The organism is Dyadobacter sp. HNCC25DJ186, assembly GCF_056895235.1.
The window spans coordinates 359,133-379,282 of record NZ_JBXHAS010000005.1 but is presented as its reverse complement, the minus strand read 5'-3'; the positions used below and the strand labels follow the sequence as shown (position 1 = coordinate 379,282).

Annotated in this window: 15 protein-coding genes; 9 read left to right on the top strand and 6 right to left on the bottom strand. The window is 41.1% G+C overall.

Annotation, left to right across the window (positions count from 1 at the left end; all coding sequences use genetic code 11):
- Positions 1-59 precede the first annotated feature (59 nt).
- On the bottom strand, positions 60-2,321 hold the full coding sequence (locus tag AC1XUO_RS17665; protein WP_483331098.1) for a T9SS type A sorting domain-containing protein: 2,262 nt from the start codon (positions 2,319-2,321) through the stop codon (positions 60-62).
- Positions 2,322-2,678: 357 nt separating this feature from the next.
- Positions 2,679-4,346: an energy-dependent translational throttle protein EttA gene (gene ettA, locus AC1XUO_RS17660; RefSeq protein WP_483331097.1), complete on the bottom strand. Its 1,668-nt coding sequence runs from the start codon at positions 4,344-4,346 to the stop codon at positions 2,679-2,681.
- Between the two features lie 71 nt (positions 4,347-4,417).
- On the opposite strand from ettA, the gene AC1XUO_RS17655 reads away from it, so the two are divergent.
- Positions 4,418-5,698, top strand: coding sequence for a DUF349 domain-containing protein (locus AC1XUO_RS17655; RefSeq protein WP_483331096.1), 1,281 nt, complete (start codon positions 4,418-4,420; stop codon positions 5,696-5,698).
- On the opposite strand, the gene AC1XUO_RS17650 is transcribed toward AC1XUO_RS17655, so the two are convergent.
- Positions 5,684-6,718 (bottom strand): LacI family DNA-binding transcriptional regulator, encoded by a 1,035-nt coding sequence (locus tag AC1XUO_RS17650; RefSeq protein ID WP_483331095.1) that lies wholly within the window; start codon positions 6,716-6,718, stop codon positions 5,684-5,686. The two genes, AC1XUO_RS17655 and AC1XUO_RS17650, sit on opposite strands and share 15 nt — an antisense overlap.
- A 283-nt stretch (positions 6,719-7,001) precedes the next feature.
- On the opposite strand from AC1XUO_RS17650, the gene AC1XUO_RS17645 reads away from it, so the two are divergent.
- From AC1XUO_RS17645 to AC1XUO_RS17625, 5 genes are all read left to right on the top strand, one after another.
- Positions 7,002-7,613, top strand: coding sequence for an RNA polymerase sigma-70 factor (locus AC1XUO_RS17645; protein ID WP_235152314.1), 612 nt, complete (start codon positions 7,002-7,004; stop codon positions 7,611-7,613).
- Between the two features lie 237 nt (positions 7,614-7,850).
- On the top strand, positions 7,851-9,041 hold the full coding sequence (uxuA, locus tag AC1XUO_RS17640; protein ID WP_483331094.1) for a mannonate dehydratase: 1,191 nt from the start codon (positions 7,851-7,853) through the stop codon (positions 9,039-9,041).
- A gap of 54 nt (positions 9,042-9,095) precedes the next feature.
- Positions 9,096-10,523 carry a glucuronate isomerase gene (gene uxaC / locus AC1XUO_RS17635; RefSeq protein WP_483331093.1) on the top strand — a complete coding sequence of 476 codons (1,428 nt, stop codon included), beginning with the start codon at positions 9,096-9,098 and terminating at the stop codon, positions 10,521-10,523.
- A 162-nt stretch (positions 10,524-10,685) separates the two neighbouring features.
- Complete coding sequence (locus AC1XUO_RS17630; RefSeq protein ID WP_483331092.1) at positions 10,686-11,681, top strand: PfkB family carbohydrate kinase; 996 nt, start codon at positions 10,686-10,688, stop codon at positions 11,679-11,681.
- 187 nt (positions 11,682-11,868) lie between these two features.
- On the top strand, positions 11,869-12,543 hold the full coding sequence (locus AC1XUO_RS17625; protein ID WP_483331091.1) for a bifunctional 4-hydroxy-2-oxoglutarate aldolase/2-dehydro-3-deoxy-phosphogluconate aldolase: 675 nt from the start codon (positions 11,869-11,871) through the stop codon (positions 12,541-12,543).
- An 83-nt stretch (positions 12,544-12,626) separates the two neighbouring features.
- On the opposite strand, the gene AC1XUO_RS17620 is transcribed toward AC1XUO_RS17625, so the two are convergent.
- Both AC1XUO_RS17620 and AC1XUO_RS17615 read right to left on the bottom strand, forming a co-directional pair.
- The gene (locus tag AC1XUO_RS17620) at positions 12,627-13,208 is read right to left on the bottom strand and encodes a Uma2 family endonuclease (protein WP_483331090.1); all 582 of its coding nucleotides are present in this window, start codon (positions 13,206-13,208) and stop codon (positions 12,627-12,629) included.
- A gap of 57 nt (positions 13,209-13,265) precedes the next feature.
- Positions 13,266-15,707 (bottom strand): helix-turn-helix domain-containing protein, encoded by a 2,442-nt coding sequence (locus AC1XUO_RS17615; RefSeq protein WP_483331089.1) that lies wholly within the window; start codon positions 15,705-15,707, stop codon positions 13,266-13,268.
- Positions 15,708-15,874: 167 nt separating this feature from the next.
- Here AC1XUO_RS17615 and AC1XUO_RS17610 point away from each other — a divergent pair, with 167 nt between their 5' ends.
- From AC1XUO_RS17610 to AC1XUO_RS17600, 3 genes are all read left to right on the top strand, one after another.
- Entirely contained in the window at positions 15,875-17,275 is a 1,401-nt protein-coding gene (locus AC1XUO_RS17610; RefSeq protein ID WP_483331087.1) for an alpha/beta hydrolase family protein, read from the top strand.
- Positions 17,276-17,386: 111 nt separating this feature from the next.
- Complete coding sequence (locus AC1XUO_RS17605) at positions 17,387-18,106, top strand: DUF3784 domain-containing protein (protein ID WP_483331086.1); 720 nt, start codon at positions 17,387-17,389, stop codon at positions 18,104-18,106.
- Positions 18,107-18,182: 76 nt separating this feature from the next.
- On the top strand, positions 18,183-18,314 hold the full coding sequence (locus AC1XUO_RS17600) for a hypothetical protein (protein ID WP_483331085.1): 132 nt from the start codon (positions 18,183-18,185) through the stop codon (positions 18,312-18,314).
- A gap of 235 nt (positions 18,315-18,549) precedes the next feature.
- Here the strand turns inward: AC1XUO_RS17600 and AC1XUO_RS17595 are convergent, their stop codons facing one another.
- Positions 18,550-20,040: a tagaturonate reductase gene (locus AC1XUO_RS17595; RefSeq protein WP_483331084.1), complete on the bottom strand. Its 1,491-nt coding sequence runs from the start codon at positions 20,038-20,040 to the stop codon at positions 18,550-18,552.
- Between the last annotated feature and the right edge of the window lie 110 nt (positions 20,041-20,150).

The window sequence follows — 20,150 nt, the reverse complement described above, 5'->3', positions numbered from 1 at the left end:
CTTTTTACAAAAGTAGTCAATCGGGCGAGATAAAGACTGTCTGTTTATTTCTGACTGCTTTATCCTTTCTTCACAAATTTCAGCATTTCGGAGGAGCCGTTTGAAGAGATAAGTCGAATCAAATAAAAGCCCTGGTTGAACGAAGTGACATCAATTTCCGGCTTCGGTTTATTTCCGGAATCATATAACAAATTACCTGTGGTCTCCAAAATCTGTACTTTTTTTATATCCGGCCAGTTTTCAGAGGTTATTATCAATTTATTACTCACGGGATTTGGGTATACCGCAATGGCCGTTTCATTTTTAAAGGTCACACTGCGAATAGCACTGAAAGCAAAAGTTTCGTCTCTGTCAATCATTTTTAACCTGTAAAGATTTTCTCCGTTAACGGGGTTGTTGTCTGAAAAGGAATAATTGGAAACAGATTGGTAGGTATCTCCATTTGATTTTACGAAACCAATTTTGTTCCATATTTTCCCATCGAGGCTACGTTCGATTTCAAATCGGTCACTGTTTGTTTCAGAGGTTGTTTGCCACGTTAGTTGCGTTACTTTATTTTCTTTCGTTGCTGCAAAATTAACCAATGTGACTGGTAACGGGTTTTCGCTTAGTAAAGTAGCAGTAGCAGTTTTTGGCATACAGCCACTTCGGCTGGACTTCACCGTATAAACATAATTGCCAGGAGTGGCCGGTGCGGTAACTTCAATTGAATTGCCTGTCGCGTTCGCCAGGCCTTGTCCATTCCAGACGAATCTTGCTCCATCACATTCTCTTCCCTCACATGAAACGGACAAGGTGGTTTTTGATCCCGGTTTTGGTTTATTATTTGAAGTGTTTGCGTTGATCGTAAATGTACAAGGCAGTAAATTATACGAATCCCAAAGATTATCCCAGTAACCGTCATCAGACATTTTTATTGATTTCGGCCTAACATCCGTCGTTCCCCAATCCAGTCCGCCATTTCGCCATTCTTCAAATAAATAGGCCTCTGTGAAAACATTCGGATAAATATTAACGGGCGTCGTCGTAGTTCGGATTGGGGCTATGTATGCATTATTTACAAATTCCGCACGGCATTTCGCAAGCGCTGGTTTAAGCTGGGCAATTTCCAGATCTGTAAAATGCATCGCAATATGCACATAGTTCGTACCGTGTTTGTATGCTCGGGGTAACCACTCCATCGGAATGTTCCCTTCTATACCATTTCCGCCACGAGGCTCTCCCAAATCTTCCGGATCAAATTCAACCGCGGCTATTTTATTCGGGTCGGTTCCTTTTATGATATCCGGTACAGAGATTTTTCTCCAAAGGTCCCAGGGATTTGTTCCGTCTGAGCTGTAAATACCATCTGCAAGTTGGAGCGCGAGCGGAATAGTACTGTTGTGAAGATGTCTGAGGTTTCCTTGCTGAGAGCCGAAATCAGAAATAAAATATAAAACTTTAATGGATTGGCTATGATTTTTCACAATCCGGTAGAATCCTTCAAATTTTTTTAATAGCCCCCAACCTGCAAACCGGTGCAAGTCTTTTCCCATATCCGAGTTCCAGTTTCCATCCATCGGTTGAGGTGCATTTTGTATAACATACTCCTGGTTTCCCCATTTAGCAGTCGTTTTGTTTGGAAAACGTAACGGAAGGAACTTCTCCCGCCAGGCTTTTACAGCAGCTTGTTCATATAAACCCGGCTCAGGATTTCCGTTGTTGAATGGCATTGCAAATTCCTCAGCCGGACTGTTGCCCATTTGCACATATAACAATTGTGGGTAGTATGCCGAAATCTGAGTCAGCACGTCATCGACGAAGGCATAAAACCTGGTGTTGGCATAATCGGAATACATAGACGGACAGGCGTAGGCAATCTCATTCCTTACAAAAGCACCAAACCGGGTCTGGGCAATATCATTGGTTGAAAAATAACTGTCATTCCAATATCCAGGACGTTGATAAGGGAAATGCAGGGCAAATTTCATACCGGGTTTTAGTGCTATAATGGCTTTTACGGCTTCAACAATTTGTTTTCGTTGATAATTTCCGGGAGTCGGTTCGTATTGGTGCCATTCTATATGCAGGCGAACGGCGGTGACGCTTGCGTCTTGCCCGTTGTGGGAAATATTGACAAACTTTTTAATGTAATCCCATTGCTCTGTATTAATTCCATTGGCTTCGCTTTTATTAAAACCATAACCGGTTGTATTGATAATAAGCTCGGTTTGCGCAATGAGACTTGTTTTGGCAAAAAGGAGCACAAAAAAAATGAGAAAAGACTTTTTTAATAATATGAACGAAGAAATTCGGTTAGTCAAGTAATTTTTTCTCTTCATACAGCAAAGGTTTAGGCTTGATTTTTCTATTTTCAAATCTAAACATACTATATAATGGTAGAATAAATACTATGACATTGTAGGGAATATTGCTAATTGCGAGCGTTTTTACTTAAAATTTGCTGGTTATACGTTGGATTAAACTTTATTCTGTGGAATTCTTATTGATATAATTATACGTAATATTGAATAAATAATTTCTATTGAGGCAAATAGAGCTTGATAGCGTAAATGTTATTAAACGGTAAATTTTTTAATAGAATTTTTATTGTGGAGTATTATTTAATTTTCGGCAAAAAAAATAGGCAGCTTCACATACCGTGAGCTGCCTATTTTCCATTATTTAATTAAGACTTCCTATGCCAGTTTTTTATATTTAATACGGGTAGGGGTTGCTTCGTTACCAAGTCTCTTTTTACGGTTTTCTTCGTATTCAGAGAAATTCCCTTCAAACCAGTAGACCTGGGAATCACCTTCGAAAGCAAGGATATGTGTTGCAACACGGTCAAGGAACCACCGGTCGTGGGAAATAATAACGGCACAACCCGCAAAATTTTCCAGACCTTCTTCCAAAGCACGAAGTGTATTAATGTCAAGATCGTTGGTTGGCTCATCTAATAAAAGTAGGTTTCCGCCTTCTTTCAAAGTCATTGCCAAATGGACACGGTTACGTTCTCCACCTGAAAGTGTGCCAACTTTTTTCTCCTGATCACCTCCGCCAAAGTTAAACCGACTAACGTATGCCCGGGCGTTCGACTGTTTTCCAGCCATCATGATCCAGTCATTTCCGTCCGCGATACTTTGATATACCGTTTTATTAGCGTCAAGATTATCGTGTTCCTGATCCACATAAGCCAGCTGAACCGTATCTCCAACATCGAAATGCCCATTCAACGGTTTCAGTTCTCCTGTGATCAGTTTGAAAAGTGTTGTTTTACCGGCACCGTTTGGTCCGATAATACCAACAATTCCATTTGGCGGCAAGGCAAAATTCAGGTTTTCATAAAGCAAACGATCGCCAAATCCCATTGATACGTTATGCGCCTCAATCACTTTATTTCCTAATCTCGGACCAGCCGGGATGAAGATTTCCAATTTATCCTCTTTCTCTTTTCCTTCTTGTCCTAATAATTTTTCATAAGCACCCAAACGTGCTTTGGATTTAGCCTGACGGCCTTTTGCGCCCATACGAACCCATTCAAGTTCGCGCTGTAAAGTTTTCTGACGTTTAGATTCAGTTTTTTCTTCCTTCTGCAGACGTTCTTGTTTTTGTTCCAGCCACGATGAATAATTCCCTTTAAACGGAATTCCCTCGCCGCGATCAAGTTCAAGAATCCAGCCAGCTACGTTATCCAGGAAGTACCTGTCGTGGGTAACTGCGATTACAGTTCCTTTATATTGTCGTAAATGTTCTTCCAGCCAAAGTACCGATTCAGCGTCCAAATGGTTGGTTGGTTCATCCAGTAACAATACGTCCGGCTGACGAAGCAATAACCTGCACAAAGCAACACGACGTTTTTCACCACCTGATAAAGTGGAAACCAATGTATCCGAAGGTGCACAGCGCAGTGCATCCATAGCAATTTCCAGACGATTGTCGAGATTCCAGGCATCGGTTGCGTCCAGTCTTTCCTGAACTTCCCCTTGTCTTGCTAATAATTTGTCAAAATCTGCGTCTTCATCGCCGAAGGCTTCGTTAATTTTGTCGTATTCTTTTAAAAGATCTACAATTTCCTGAACACCTTCTTCAACAACTTCGCGAACGGTTTTGGTTGGATCAAGCTTTGGTTCCTGTTCCAGCATGCCCACAGAATAGCCAGGAGAAAACACAACGTCCCCCTGAATGTCTTTATCTATACCTGCAATGACGCGTAAAAGTGTAGATTTACCAGAGCCATTTAACCCTAGTACACCAATTTTAGCTCCATAAAAAAAGGATAAATAAATATTTTTTATGATATGTCGGTTAGGGGGAATGATTTTGTTAACTCCCGACATTGAGAAAATAATGGTTTCGTTACTCATTTTTTAGTTAATTTGTGCTTAGCAAATATCGTTATATATCCCTACACTTAGCAGATAAAAAATTTGAAAGAATGGAAAATGCCACATTGAATGACGAATACGGCTATGTTAAAGACAGCAAAGTATTTTTAAAAGGGTATCTGGAGTACCCGGATCGGCAAATTGGAGAAGTAAAAAGGACAGAGCAAGAAGCAATCGATTATTTTAAAAACCGGTTTTCTATCGTACTTAACAAGGTAGAACAGCTGGAAACTGAAATTGACGAAGCACTTAATAAGGGCTCTTACTTGACAAAACTTATACAGTTGCAACGAAAACTGATAAGTTTTGACGCACTTGGGGATTTTGTCCCCTTGTTGGAAAGACTTCAGGAAAAGGAAGAGTATCTGAGAGGCTTAATTGAGGTGAACCAATTAAAAAATCTTGAGATCAAACGCGCACTGATTGAAGATGTGAAAGAAGCAGCAGCAATTGAGGATTATGCTGTGGCCACAGATCAAATTCAGGAAATTAAAGCAAAATGGATCCGCACAGGTCCGGTTGAAAAAGAATTCCAGGATGAAGTTGAAATTACTTTCCAGGAAATTCTTGATAATTTCTTCCAGAGACGCCGTGATTATTTTGACGAACAAAACAAAATTAATCAGGAACGTATCGATGAATATGAACGTCTGATTAAAATTACAAAAACATTGAGTTACTCACGGGATCTTGATGACGCTTACAACAAAGCGCGTGAGGTGCGTGTGGCATGGAATAATGTGGGAGAAGTTCCTCCAAAAAGATTTTTTAAGGTTAACAAGGCATACCGCCACTTCCTTAAATTATTTTATGACAAGTATAATCTCGCTAAGGGGATTGAACCAAAAGTGCGCGTTGACCCAAGAATTGTTGAACAACAGGCATTGTTGGCCCGCGCTGAAACTTTGTTGAGACAAAAGGATATTGTGGAAGCGTCGCAGGAAGCGAAAGTGTTGTTGAGCAAATGGAAAGAAATCAAAATTCCTTTCAAACTTGCAGACAAAGAACTTGCTGAACGTTTCCGTTCTGTTTGTGACAAGATTTTTGAGTTAAGTTATCTGGCTCGTGTGATCAGCCGTAAATACCCTGCTTTTGAAATGAAAAGCGAGGAAGAACAGCTTCGCACAAAACTGAGAGAACTGGAGTGGCTTGCTAAACGTGAGAAAAGCGATCTTGAATTCGCTATCATCGAGTTTGACAGAACAGCCACCGGCGACCCTGAGCAAGATAAACAAGCACAGGGACGGATCAATATCCAGAAGCGTAAAGTGGCAATGAAAGAAAGAATTTTATCTGAGTTTGAAAGAAAGTTGAAATCAATTACCAACTAGTGCTTTCATCGAAGATTGTCTTATAATTAGGTTTGACGTAAGCACCCTGGTCTCGAAAGCAACCGGGGTGCTTTTACTTTCAATAAGATCCAGCAATAGGGTTGCAGCCAATTGTCCCATTTCAAAAGACGGCTGAGCAACGGAACTCAACGGCGGGTCCAGAAGTGATGAAATGGAAAGATCCGAAAAACCGACGAGCGCAATGTCGTCAGGCATACGGTATCCCAATTGTCGCAAAGCCCAGTGTACGCCAATCGCAATCCTGTCACTTGCTGCAAAAATGGCATCGGGCCTGTTTTTTAAAGCCATTAATTGATAAGCGCGTTCTGTACCGCCAGCTTGATTATATTCACTGCTGACTACCCATTCATCGTGAAATTCAATTCCATGTTTTGTTAATGCGTCCTGATAACCTTTCAATCTGTTGCGACTTATCGAAAGATTCGCAGGCCCGGCAATGTGTGCAATACACTTACACCCGCGGCTAATTAAATGTTCCGTTGCCTCAAAAGCGCCCTTATAATCGTCTACACGAACTTTATGGCTGGGTGTGGATTCACTGACTCGGTCAAAAAACACAACCGGAATTCCTTGTTCCTGCAATGCTATAAAATGATCATGATTCTCGGTTTGGCTGGAAATTGAAACAATTAAACCATCCACGCGACGCATGGCAATGTGCCTGGTATCGGCCAGTTCTCTTTCATAGGATTCATGACTTTGATAGATCATGGTGTGGTAACCGCGACTGTATGCAATATCTTCAACTCCTCCGATAGCAGTCGAAAAAAATGGGTTCGCAATATCGGGAACGATGATACCTAATGTTTGCGTACGATTTCTGAGTAAACTTAATGCAATAGGATTAGGCGAATAATTTAAAGATTCTGCCAGTTCGATCACTCTTTTTTTAGTCTCTTCACTAATTTCGGAACTGTCACGCAGCGCCCGGGACACTGTGGATTTCGAAACGTCAAGTTGACGTGCAATTTCTTTAATCGTAATCGAAGCTTTTCTCATAAACCGGGTCTATATTAAAATAATGCAATCGTGATACTAATTCATCGAAATAAACTAATGCCAAATTATAGAGGTAAGTAACCAAATTTAAATCTGTTCCGGGAAAAAATCGCTATTCGGGAACGGTTTCGGGAACGGTTGCGTAAATATATTGATTTTTTTCAAGATTAATTTTTGTATATCAACGAACCAATCATTAAACTAGACGAATGATTGCATGAGTTGCACTGACTGGTGCGGATGATAATCAAGGAATTTTTCTATATTAACCTATCCAAGTTTGATGGAAACGAAATCACTTACTAATACACTGCCGGCTGCGTATTCTCAGAAAAGTATTTTGGAGAATCTTTTTGGTAAAGTTGTCGCTAATGGAGATTATTATGCTTTTCGTGAATTGTTTACACATCATTACAGGTCCCTTTGTAATTATGCAATGCGTGTGGTCGTGACCCGGGAAATTGCTGAGGAAGTGGTTTCAGATGTTTTTGTAAAACTTTGGAAGAACCGGGAACAAATAGAAGTGCATACTTCTTTCCAGGCTTACATATACAGAGCGGTGAGGAATCAGGCACTTGATTATTTAAAATTACGTATCCACCGCCAGTATGAGCGTGAGTCACTTGACTCGGTTCAATGGAATCTAACCCATGCCGATCATTACACGCCGGTTGAAGAAATGGCTTTTAATGAATTTTATGAGCGTGTGGAAGGTTGCATACAGGATTTACCAAGACAATGCCAGATTATTTTCAGACTTAGCCGTGAAGAAGGCTTGCGTTATCGTGACATTGCGGAGCGACTACAGATCTCTGTGAAAACAGTCGAAACGCAAATGAGCCGCGCACTTAAAGTTTTACGTGAAAGAGTTCCGGAACATCGGTTGGTAGCTTAGTTTGACTTCGGCTGTCAGCTATCGGCTTTCAGTTGGTCGATTTTTGAAATTCCTACACGAAAACAAGGTTTTACAAATAAGAAAATTATAGAATATAGTGGTGTTGGGGCTATATTGGCATACCGAAAGTGAGACACTAAGGTATATGTAGTTCAATTAATTGTTATAACTAAATCTGTTAAAGCGGAAAGCCTCGGCGTCGATTGCCGAAAGCCGACTGCCGACAGCCATTAATATATGTCATTAGAACAAACTTGGCGCTGGTTTGGCCCAAATGATCCTGTTTCGTTACAGGATATTCGTCAGGCGGGAGCCACGGGTATCGTATCCGCATTGCACCATATTCCAAACGGAGTTGTTTGGGAAATCGACGAGATTTTAAATCGAAAAAATATTATAGAAGAGGCTGGCTTGACCTGGTCTGTTGTAGAAAGTGTGCCCGTACATGAAGCAATAAAAACGCGAACGGGTGATTTTGAAAAATACATCCGGAATTATCAACAATCATTGATCAATTTAGGCAAATGTGGAATTGATACGGTTTGTTACAATTTCATGCCGATTCTGGACTGGACAAGAACCGACCTTGATGCTCCTATGCACGACGGTTCGACAGGTTTAAGATTTGATGCGACCCAATTCGCTGCTTTCGATTTATATATTTTAAGAAGAGAAGAGGCAGGAAGTCAATATAGTGAAGAGCAAAAATCTGCTGCGTTAAGCTGGCTGGAAAAGGCAAGCGGCGATGATGTAAATAAACTCACCAGAAACATTATTGCTGGTTTGCCAGGTTCTGAAGAAAGTTTTACGATTGAAGAATTTCGTAAGGTTCTGGATACTTACAAGCATGTCGGTGATCTGGAATTACGGACGCACCTGTATCAATTTATTCAGGCCATCGCACCAGTTGCAGAGCAAGCAGGTATAAATCTGGCTATTCATCCCGACGATCCTCCTTATCCGATTTTAGGTTTACCGCGGGTTGTCAGCACCGAAAATGATGCCACTCTTTTGCTGGATGCTTATGACAACAAATCAAACGGATTGTGTTTTTGCACCGGTTCTTATGGCGTTCGAGCTGATAATGACCTTTCGGGAATGGTGAGCCGTTTGGGACACAAAATTAATTTTATCCATTTGAGAGCAACCAGACGTGAACCGGACGGAAGTTTTTACGAAGCGGATCATTTGAATGGCGATGTAGATATGTACAGCGTTATGCATGCGCTGATCATTGAGCAAAAAAGAAGAATCTCGGAAGGAAGAAATGATTTAAGAATGCCTTTCCGTCCGGATCATGGTCATAGGATGCTGGATGATCTGACCGCAACCAAGCGGATGAATCCGGGATATACTGCCATTGGCCGGTTACGCGGACTTGCAGAATTGCGTGGTTTGGAAATGGGAATCAAAAGAAGTTTGGAATAACATATCAAAAAAGACTGAAAGCTGAAAGCCGACAGCCGACGTAAAAATTCAGCAATGATCAATACAAACACGACCGCCCAGAAGACGTTTATTGACGAGGATTTTCTATTACGCTCTGAAACAGCACGCATATTATACCATGACTATGCGAAGGAAATGCCGATTATCGATTATCACTGCCACCTTCCGCCAGATCAGATCGCGGAGGATAAACAGTTCGAAAACCTGACGCAGATCTGGTTATATGGCGACCACTACAAATGGCGGGCGATGCGTGCGAATGGGATTGATGAAAAATATTGCACCGGAAATGCGGGCGACTGGGAAAAGTTTGAACAATGGGCAGTTACGGTTCCATATACGATGCGTAATCCGTTATATCACTGGACGCATCTGGAATTGCTCAGGTATTTTGATATTGATATTATCCTGAATAAAGATACAGCACGAGAGATTTACGATGAATGCTCTGCAAAATTGAAGCAGAAAGATTTCAGCGTGCGCGGTTTGTTGAAACGTATGAATGTAAAAGTAATCTGTACAACAGATGACCCTACGGATTCACTACAATATCATAAGCAAATCAGGGACAGCAGTTTTGATATTAAGGTGCTGCCAACTTTCCGTCCGGATAAGGCGATGTTATTAATCGATTCTCCTGCTGATTTTCAAGAATATCTGAATAAATTATTTCAGGTTGCAGGTGTATCGAATGGCAGTACTTACGAAGATTTGCTGGCTGCGCTAAAAAATCGGCATGACTTTTTTGCAGAAATGGGAGGGCGCTTGTCTGACCATGGCCTGGAACATATTTATGCATCATTCGACGAATCTGCTGCACGCACTGCATTAGTAGAAACGCTGTCGGGCAAGACAAGTTCGGCTGAATTACGTACCGCTTTTAAGTCAGTTCTGCTTTATGATCTTGCCAAAATGGATCATAGCAAGGAGTGGGCGCAACAGTTTCACCTTGGTGCACTGAGAAACAATAATTCCCGGATGCTTAACAATCTTGGGCCGGATACGGGTTGGGACTCTATCGGAGATTATAGCCAGGCGCAGGCCTTGTCGAAATTCCTTAATAAACTTGATTCAACGGATCAGCTGGCGAAAACAGTTTTGTATAACCTGAATCCAGGTGATAACGAAGTTTTGGCAACAATGACCGGGAATTTCAACGACGGAACGATACCGGGAAAAATGCAATTTGGCTCCGGCTGGTGGTTCCTTGACCAGAAAGACGGAATGGAAAAGCAGATGAATGCCCTTTCTAATATGGGTCTGTTGAGCCGTTTTGTAGGTATGCTTACTGATTCGCGAAGTTTTCTTTCTTATCCACGTCACGAATATTTCCGCAGAATTCTTTGCAACCTGATTGGTAATGACGTTGAAAATGGAGAGCTGCCAAAAGATATTCCGTGGTTAGGGAAAATGGTAGCGGATATTTCTTACCATAATGCTAAAAATTATTTTGGGTTTTGATCGCAGCGAATCGTTTTTGAAAACCTTCTTGCAGAAAGCCGGTCTGATTTTGCAAATCGGCCGGCTTTTGGTATAACTTAGCGGTCAGTACTTTAAACCTATTCCGGCATTTAGAAACTGATGCCAACTTAACCATTTCAGATTAAAATTGAATAAGTAATTATGTCTAAAATAGTAACATTCGGAGAAGTTTTAATGCGTTTGTCGACGCCGGGTTTTTCACGTTTCGAACAGGCGCGACAGCTTGACGTTACCTATGCCGGCGGAGAGGCTAATGTTGCTTCAGCACTGGCATATTGGGGGCATCATACCGCTCACGTTACCCGCTTTCCAGATTCTCCGATTGGACGAGCAGCGGCTCAGTATCTTCATTTTCATGGTGTTGATATTTCAAATATTTTATATGGAGGGCCTAGAATGGCCGTTTATTTTTTGGAAACAGGTGCAGCCTTGCGTGCCAGCCAGATCGTCTACGACCGGGTAAATTCATCGCTTGCGACCATTGATCCGAATGAATTAAACTGGGACGAAATATTGAAAGATGCCACCTGGTTCCACTGGGCTGGTATTACTCCGGCACTCTCCCAGGGAGCTGCGGACGCCTGTCTTGCCGGGATTGAGGCTGCGCGCAGAAAAGGAATAACAGTTTCAGGTGATATATTTTACCGTGCCAATTTATGGAAATATGGTAAAAAACCTTCTGACATACTTCCGGCGCTGACTGCCGGAACGGATATTGTGATCGCGAATCGTGAAAACATCAAGGAAATATTTGGTATTGAGGGAAACGATTTTATTGAATCCTGTGTCAATTTAAAGAAGGCTTTTCCGCAGGTTAGTAGAGTTGTAGATACCAAACGGACTTCCCTGAGTGCAACGCATAATCTGCTTAGAGCATATCTTTGGAATGGAACAAGTGTTTTGGAGACGCCGGACATTGATATAAATCCGATCATCGACCGGGTTGGGGGAGGAGATGCCTTCATCGCGGGGCTGATTCACGGTTTAATCTCCTTCAATGACGAACAAAAAGCACTAGAATTCGGCGTTGCAGCATCTGCACTGAAACATACAATCGAAGGTGATGCGCTGATTTCAACGGTTGCGGAAGTGGAAGCAATCCGTCAGGGCGAAACATCCGGAAGAATCAGGAGATAAATAACTGAATGTCCAGATTAACAAAATAATTACGGTTTGCAGCACGGTCTAGACTAGATCTGGAAATTTTTGGGAAAAAGGTGCATCGCACCAAAATAATTGTAGCACCCGTGGTCCACGAATTATGGTAACTAAGGTGCAGCGCACCGTAATAAAACACGAATGTCCAAAATTTGAAATATAAAATATGGCAACAATAGATAAAGATACCACGATCATTTTATTGAATGAAACCGGAATATTACCTCTTTTTTACCATGCTGATGTTGAAGTCGCTAAAAAGGTTTTAATCGCAAGTTATAATGGCGGCGCCAGAGCATTTGAGTTCACCAATCGCGGTGCAAACGCTTATGAGGTTTTTGTTGATCTTATAGCCTATGCGCTTGAAAACTTACCTGGTCTTGCATTGGGAATTGGTACTGTTTACGATGCAGAAACGGCTCAGAAATATATTGATGCAGGTGCAGATTTCGTAGTGGCCCCATTCACCAATCCGGAAGTTGGAGAAGTTTGTAAAAAGGCAAATATTCCCTGGATACCAGGAATTGCGACGCTAACTGAAATTTTCCACGCACTAAAAGGTGGTGCAGAAGTAGTAAAACTATTCCCGGGTGAAGTGGTTGGTTCTGCTTTTGTAAAAGCTGTAAAGGGACCGATGCCCCATGTGAAAATCGTGGTAACCGGCGGCGTTTCTCCAACAAAAGAAAGCATCGAAGAATGGTTTGGTGCCGGTGCTTATGGCGTCGGAATGGGGTCAAATCTTTTCCCGAAAAATGTAATAAGCGAAGGAAATTATGCCTGGATCGAAGCAAAAGTTGCTGAAAGTATTGCTTTGATTAAGGAGTTTAGAGCAAAAGTTTAATACTTTATATCATCATAAAAAGCTCAATAGGCCATATCGTCTGTTGAGCTTTTGTTTTTCGGGCAAGCAAGGAAATGGTCAGCTTAATATTCAAGGATATCGCTCAACCTTACCGAAAAATCGACCAGTACATCATCACCAGTTAAAACATCATCAAAAGCGTATGTCCTGATCTCCTTACCGGGCTGATAAACGTATGTGATTTGCTTTTCCGTGGAAACAAGCCAGGCAAGTCTGACACCATTATCGATCCATTTTTGCATCTTCGCTTTCAGATCCATCAAACTATCCGTTTCCGATTTTAATTCAATAATGAAGTCGGGAACGAGATACGGGAAAGATTTTTTCTCCGACATGGAAAGTGCATTCCAGCGTTCAATTCTGATCCAGGCAGCGTCAGGAACACGCATCGAGGAATCTGACAAAAAGAAACCACCATTCGATTCCAAGACTTTTCCAAGTTTTTTTCTTCTATTCCAAAGTCCTAATTCGGTGATAAGCTCACTATTGTTAGAGCTGCTTAGCGCAAAAGTTGGTGTCATATTTATGAATAATTGACCTTGTTCATCACGTTCTACAAACAGATCGGGATTGGCGACGCTAAAAGCTACCAGTTCATCATCTGTAAAAGATCCAAGGGCCGGAATATTCAATGGAATGATCATAACCGTCTTTTTTTTGTTTTATCAAATATAATCAATGTGCCTCACTATCACCAAATCCTAGGCTCCCAAGAATTCCAGATGTTTCAATGCCGCGCGTAGTTCTGCATAGGTGACATCATCCGGTAAGGCCGCTTTTGCTTCATTCAGGGTTACTTGTTTATTTTCCATAAAATAGTCGATGACCTTATTTATTTTCTCTTTCGGGAAAATATCAAAAATTTCCAGCTCTCCTGTTCCGATGTAATGTGCGAGGTGTGTCTCAATCGTGGAAACTCCAAAACCTCTCTCTTCCGCAATTTCTTCGATATTCTTCCCGGAGTGAAATAGGTCAAAACTGACTTTCTTCGTATCCACTTTTTCCTTTTTTAGCGGAATTTCTATAGTACCCTTATCAATCTGGTTTTGTTCACAGTAATCAATAACCATTTTGACCAGTTCTTTTCCGAATTGTTTCACTTTCGCTTTACCAATACCTTTTACACTTTCAAGCTCCGGCAAAGAGGTTGGCAGTTTTTTAACCAATTCCTCCATCGCTTTTTGAGGTAAAATCATGTATACAAAAACATCATGCTCCGTAGCAACGTTGTTCCGCCAATTTTTTATTGTTTTATAAAGCTCAGGATTTGGAATGTCTTTTGAAACCGATGCCGTAGTTTTGGTAATAGCAGGGCTTTTCGTACTTACCTTGAAATCAATTTCAGCATTTGACTTGGCTCTCAGGTAATGAGAAGTGCTGAATGCCTCCTTGCTAGCCAGCATCACGGCACGTTTAATGAAAATAGCTTTCTGGAAGTTTTCCAGCGCCTGATCAGCCATCTTTTTTACGGCGGTGTTATCAGTTTCAATATCAATAGATCTGCTTTCCTGGTATATAGACTGATCAATTTTATCAAAAAAGTAGACAGCCCCTTTTTGTACACGATCGCTTAAAACTTCATTGTTTTCCGGCAACCCTGGTTCTGCAAAAAACTGGTTCAACTGGTTTCTGAATTTGTCTGCGACATTGAAGATTTCCTGATCTGCCGCAGCCTTAATCAGTTTCATCGTCGTGTTGGCCGATTTATTGATAATGTTCTCATGCTCATCCAACACCCGATTGAGCCGGAAAGCAGCATTTTTTACCTCACTGAAATCAAATAATTCCCATAAAAGCGATCGTTGGAAAACAATTTTTGAGTCGGTTAGTTGATCCGTATCCGGTTCGTTTGCGCTCGCTTCTTTAACATAGGCAGCAACAGTTCCGTCGGTTTTTACACTGTTTAATGAAATTGGCGTGCGTAAAACCATACCTTCAAAACTTTTGCAGCGGCTCAGCGCCACGTAAACCTGGCCGTGAGCAAATGAATTATTTGCGTCGATAATCGCTTTTTCAAAAGTTAATCCCTGACTTTTATGAATGGTGATCGCCCAGGCCAGTTTAAGCGGATATTGGGTAAAACTGCCGATAACCTGCTCATCAATTTCTTTTGTCTGAGGATTCAATGCGTATTTAATATTCTGCCATTCAGCCTTGTGGACGTCAATCTCGGTATAATCTCCTTTGCATTTTACATAAATTGTATCATCTTCAAAACGTGTAACCGTTCCGATCTTCCCATTGTAATACAACTTATCCCGCGAAGAATCATTTTTTACAAACATAACCTGAGCTCCGATTTTCAGCTCCAGGCTTTGTTCGGTTGGAAATGTTTCTTTGACAAAGTTATCAACAACCCTGGCCTCAAAAAATCTGGATTTTCCTTTCAGATCTGCAAGTTTACCGATGTTAATTTCTTGCGCAGACTGGTTATGGGAAGTAAGCGTAATATACCCCTCGTCATCAGCAGGTTTGAAGTTCGGAATATAACGCTGGTTTAAAGCTTCCAAAGTTGCCTTATCCAGATTATTTTCTCGGATTCGGTTTAAGATATCAATAAAAAAAGTATCGGATTGGCGGTAAATATGTTTCAACTCAATGCGTACCGGCGCAGTTTGTTTTAAAGCATTACTGCTAAAAAAATAAAAGGTATCGTAGTAAGGTTTAAGCATACTCCATTCCTGATCTCTCACAACCGGAGAAAGCTGATGTAAATCACCAATCATTAGTAATTGTGTACCGCCAAAGGGTTTTCCTCTTTCTTTATATCTTCTTAAAACCGCATCGATCCCATCCAAAGTATCAGCACGGACCATACTTATTTCATCAATTACCAGCAGATCAAGTCCTTTGATGAGGTTGATTTTCTCAGTATTGAAGCGGCTGTAACGCTGTTCGTTTGTATTACTTTCAGGAATATACGGACCAAAGGGAAGTTGGAAAAAGGAGTGGATGGTTACTCCGCCAGCGTTGATGGCTGCCACGCCGGTCGGTGCCACAATCGCCATTCTTTTACTCAAAGTTTTTTTGAGATTATGTAAAAAAGTGGTTTTACCGGTGCCGGCTTTTCCGGTAAGGAAGATATTTTTGTTGGTATAATGAACGAATTGAGCCGCTAATTCCAGTTGTGTGTTTTGCTCCATGACAGTGGGTTAATTACCGCAGAATTTTGCTTTCGGTTGATAAAGTAAATGTTGGAAACAGACTTTCCGCTTATCCTTTTTTTATTTGTTTTTCGCGATCTTTTCGGTTTTTTGCATGCCGTAGTATCCCGGTGACAAATCATTTTACACTTCACAAATATATCACAATGAAAAACACATTACTATTTACATTCCTTTTACTCATATCTTTTGTCGCACGTGCTCAGGATATCTCCGGGCAGTGGTATGGAATCCTGAAACTTCCAGGTGCTCAATTGAGACTGGTCCTTAATTTATCCAAGAACAACAACGCCTACACAGCAACTTTAGACAGCCCTGATCAGAGTGCAAAGGGGATTCCGGCCAGCAGCGTGGAATATTCCAATATGACTCTGACAACTGCTTTCTCAAATATTAATGCGGAATATCAGGGAACACTGGATGCCGGAAATAGAATTAAAGGTACGTTCAAACAAAATGGCATGTCCTACCCATTAGAATTCGGCCGCGAAGTTCTGGAAGGTCCCAAAGTTCTGCGTCCGCAGGAGCCATCCAAACCTTATGCATATTATACTGAGGACGTTAAATTTGAAAATCAAAAGGAGAAAATTAGACTGGCCGGTACGCTTAGTTTGCCTTCAAAAACGGGAAATTTTCCGGTTGTCATTCTAATTTCTGGCAGCGGTCCGCAAAACCGGGACGAAGAAATCGCCGGACATAAACCATTTCTGGTCATCGCAGATCATTTGACGAAAAACGGGATAGCTGTTTTAAGGTATGATGACCGTGGATCCGGGCAGTCGACGGGAGATTTTAATGCGGCGACTTCCGAAAACTTTGCGACTGACGTAAAATCTGCGATAGCTTATTTGAAAACAAGAAAAGAAATTAATCTAAAAAAGATTGGCTTAATCGGCCACAGCGAGGGTGGGCTGATCGCTCCGATGGTCGCTGCGGATTCTAAGGATGTAGCTTTTATCGTTTTGCTTGCAGGGCCAGGAATTCCCGGGGATCAGATTATGACGAAACAAAATCGTCTGCTTGGAAAGGCTGGTGGTATGCCGGATCAAGCCCTGGATAAATCAGAGCAGATGAACAAAAAGATTTATGCAGTTTTGAAACAAAAATTAGATCTGGCTGAGACAAAGAAGCAGATTAAAGTACTTCTGGAAGATGATCATAACAATGCGCCATCGGACCAGAAACTTTCAGATCGTGACAGGGAGGCAGTAATTTCCAGAATGGTCAATTCAATAGTATCGCCATGGACCCAGTTTTTCATGACTTATGACCCGGCAAAGGCGCTGGAAAATGTAAAATGTCCGGTGCTGGCTTTAAATGGTGAGAAGGACTTACAGGTACCGCCCAAAGAAAATCTTGAAGCCATCAAAATTGCGCTTGAAAAAGGGGGAAACAAAAGTTTTACAACAAAGGAATTACCAAACCTGAACCATCTTTTTCAGGAAAGTAAGACTGGCGCACCCAGTGAGTATGGGACAATAGAGCAAACTTTTTCGCCAGCCGCTTTGACTGAAATAACAATCTGGATTGGTCAAACGGTTAGATAATCATACGCGATCATCCATTTTATCCCGGATTTTATTTTGTGTAAAATCCGGGATCTTTGTATCTTTTTGTTGGTAAAATGCTCTGGTAATTTTAATTGATCTATTAAGAAAATGCTGATTCCCGCCCTTCTCCTTTCGGTAGTATTTAGCTCGATGGCTTTTATTGTTACAAAAAGCAATGCCAAATTCATTCTGTCCGGTTACAATACCATGTCAGAAGCGCAGAGAGATTCCGTTGATATTGACGCATATCTGAAATTTTATAAGCAATTCCATTTGTTTTTAGGTTTGTCTGTTTTAGCAGGTATGTTGCTGTTAGAGATGGTTGATAAAAACCTGGCTGGGGTTTTTCTTGGGATGTATCCGTTGCTGGCCTACCTTTATTTCATTTTAAAAAGTCGAAAGTATTTTTCAGAAGTTAAAAATCAAAAAGTTGGAAATTTGATCGTTGTTGCGGTTTTGATTTGTGCAGTCGGCGGTGTGGGATACTTGTTTTTCAATGGGTTGAGGAATGGCGAAATTCAGTTAAATGCTGATAATTTGGAAATTACGGGAATGTATGGTGAGAAAATTGATCGGGATAAAATCATTGGGACTAAGCTGGTATCTGAATTGCCAGAAATAAAAATCAGGTCAAACGGCTTTTCTGCGGGTGATTTCAGGAAAGGATATTTCAGGACGGAAGAGGGGAAAACAGTGAAACTGATTGTCAATAATAATGAAAAGCCTATCCTTTTGCTTAATACCCGGGAAGGAGAAATATATTTTAGTTCAACTATTCAGTCTTCCGAGGATTTAATTGGCAGGATTGAGAAATGGCGGAAGCCTTAATTGATTATTATTTTGCAAAATATATTGTGTATAAACTAACACAGTTGTTATGTTTTCTAAACACACACTGAACCATATGAGCACTAATCGAAAGGAACTGTCATTAACGGAACTCGATGAACGTTTTGACAAAGTTGAAAAAATGATGACGGAGATTACTAAAAGTAAAGTCGTTATCGCAGATAAAGAATATCATTTATCTGAATAGATCACGACTTCAGATTACGCAAAAAATAATGGCCTGGCAATCGACAGAGTACACAACTGGATCACACGCGGCGTAATTCCATCCGACTGTGTGATTGTGGTTCCTGAGCTAAACCATCTAAAATTAATTAAAGATCAGGTCTATCAGACAAGAGCTACAACGTGATATTCTCGCAACAAAAAACGACCCCTTCAGAATAATTGACGGGATCGTTTTTATCTCAGAAACAGAAAATTTAATTTATAATTGTCTCTTTTTTTGAAAGTAATTTTAAGTTTTCGGTAACAGCATGATTAAATCCGGAGAGTGCAGAAAGATCAGCTCCCCATAAATTCTGATCAGTTAATACTGCGTTAACGAGTTCGGTTGAAGACGGTGAATTTTCCCATTTTTCTGCGAAATATGATGCGGAATCGCAGCGGATTGGATATAATTCACCATTTCTATCACCGGAATAAATTCCTTCAACCAGTTGCACAGGCTTCATGAATAGTAGAAATGCAGCGAATCCTTTGGCAAAAAGGGCCGGAACTTCACTGGATTGTTGATAATGATTTAACAGCGTAGGAATATTACGCATTTTCATTTTAGCGGTATACTGAACGGTGATATCAATCAATTGATGACGAATGAATGGATTTCTGAAACGGTCCAGAACCTGATTCCCAAATTCCTGCGCACGTACCTGATCAACGTCATAAGGAATTGCAGGCGCTAATTCTTTCAACATCACCCCCGCAATGAAATCAGCAGTTTCCGGGTTTTCCATACTTTCCCTGACCGTATTAAGTCCGCTTAAAAAACACAAGCCGGAAGCCAAGGTATGCGTACCATTTAATAGGCGCAATTTTAATTCACGGAAAAGATCAATGTTGGGCTCAATCACCACACCTTTGTCTGCCTGTGCAAAAGTTAAAACCGATTTTACGTGATCACCACCTTCTATCGCCCATAAACTATAAACCTCTGAAACGATCAATAAATCATCTTTATAGCCGGATTTTTCACTTAATTCCGCAACCGTTTCCGCGTCCGGTTTTCCCGGAACAATACGGTCAACCAGAGAATTGCAGAAATGGTTATGTTGTTCCAGCCAGCTAGTAAAATCAGCACCCAAAGTATGCTGTTCAGCTTGTTTCAGAACGATTTCACGAAGTTTAGTGCCATTGCCAACAATCAGTTCAGTCGGAACTATGACCATACCAGATTCTGCTGAGCCTGAAAATGCTTTGAAACGTTCGAATAAAAATGCGGTAAGTTTGCCTGGAAAAGAAACGGGTGGAGAAGCTTCTAAATTATCATCCGCAAACTGAATACCGACTTCGGTTGTATTCGAAATCACAATCTGCATTTCAGGATTATGTGCGCATTCCAGAATCTCAGCCCAGTGATTGCTCGCTGAAAGTGTTCTGCTGATCGCGCTGTTTATAACTGTTTCATCAATCTGCTTTCCGTTTTCGATGCCACGAATACTATGGGAAAATATATTTTTCTGAGTTCCAAAAGCGTCAACGCCACCTTGGGATGTAGATTTTACTACAACAATCCGGCCATTAAAAATGCCTTGCTGGTTAGCCTTATTGACAAAAAAGTCGGGGAGGCCGCGTAATAGAACGCCGGTACCAAACTGGATGATCTTTTCAGGTAAAGCGAGCAGTTTTTTATGGTCTGGATATAATTCAGGTCTTAGTTCAATCAGTTCGGGAGAAAGCTGTGGTGCAGTCATTTTTTTTAGTTTCTTGTACATAACTATGACGGCGATTCCTGAATCAAACCCCTAAAAAAAGAGGCACCGTTTGATGCCTCTTTTACTATATTAATTTGAGATCCGAAGAT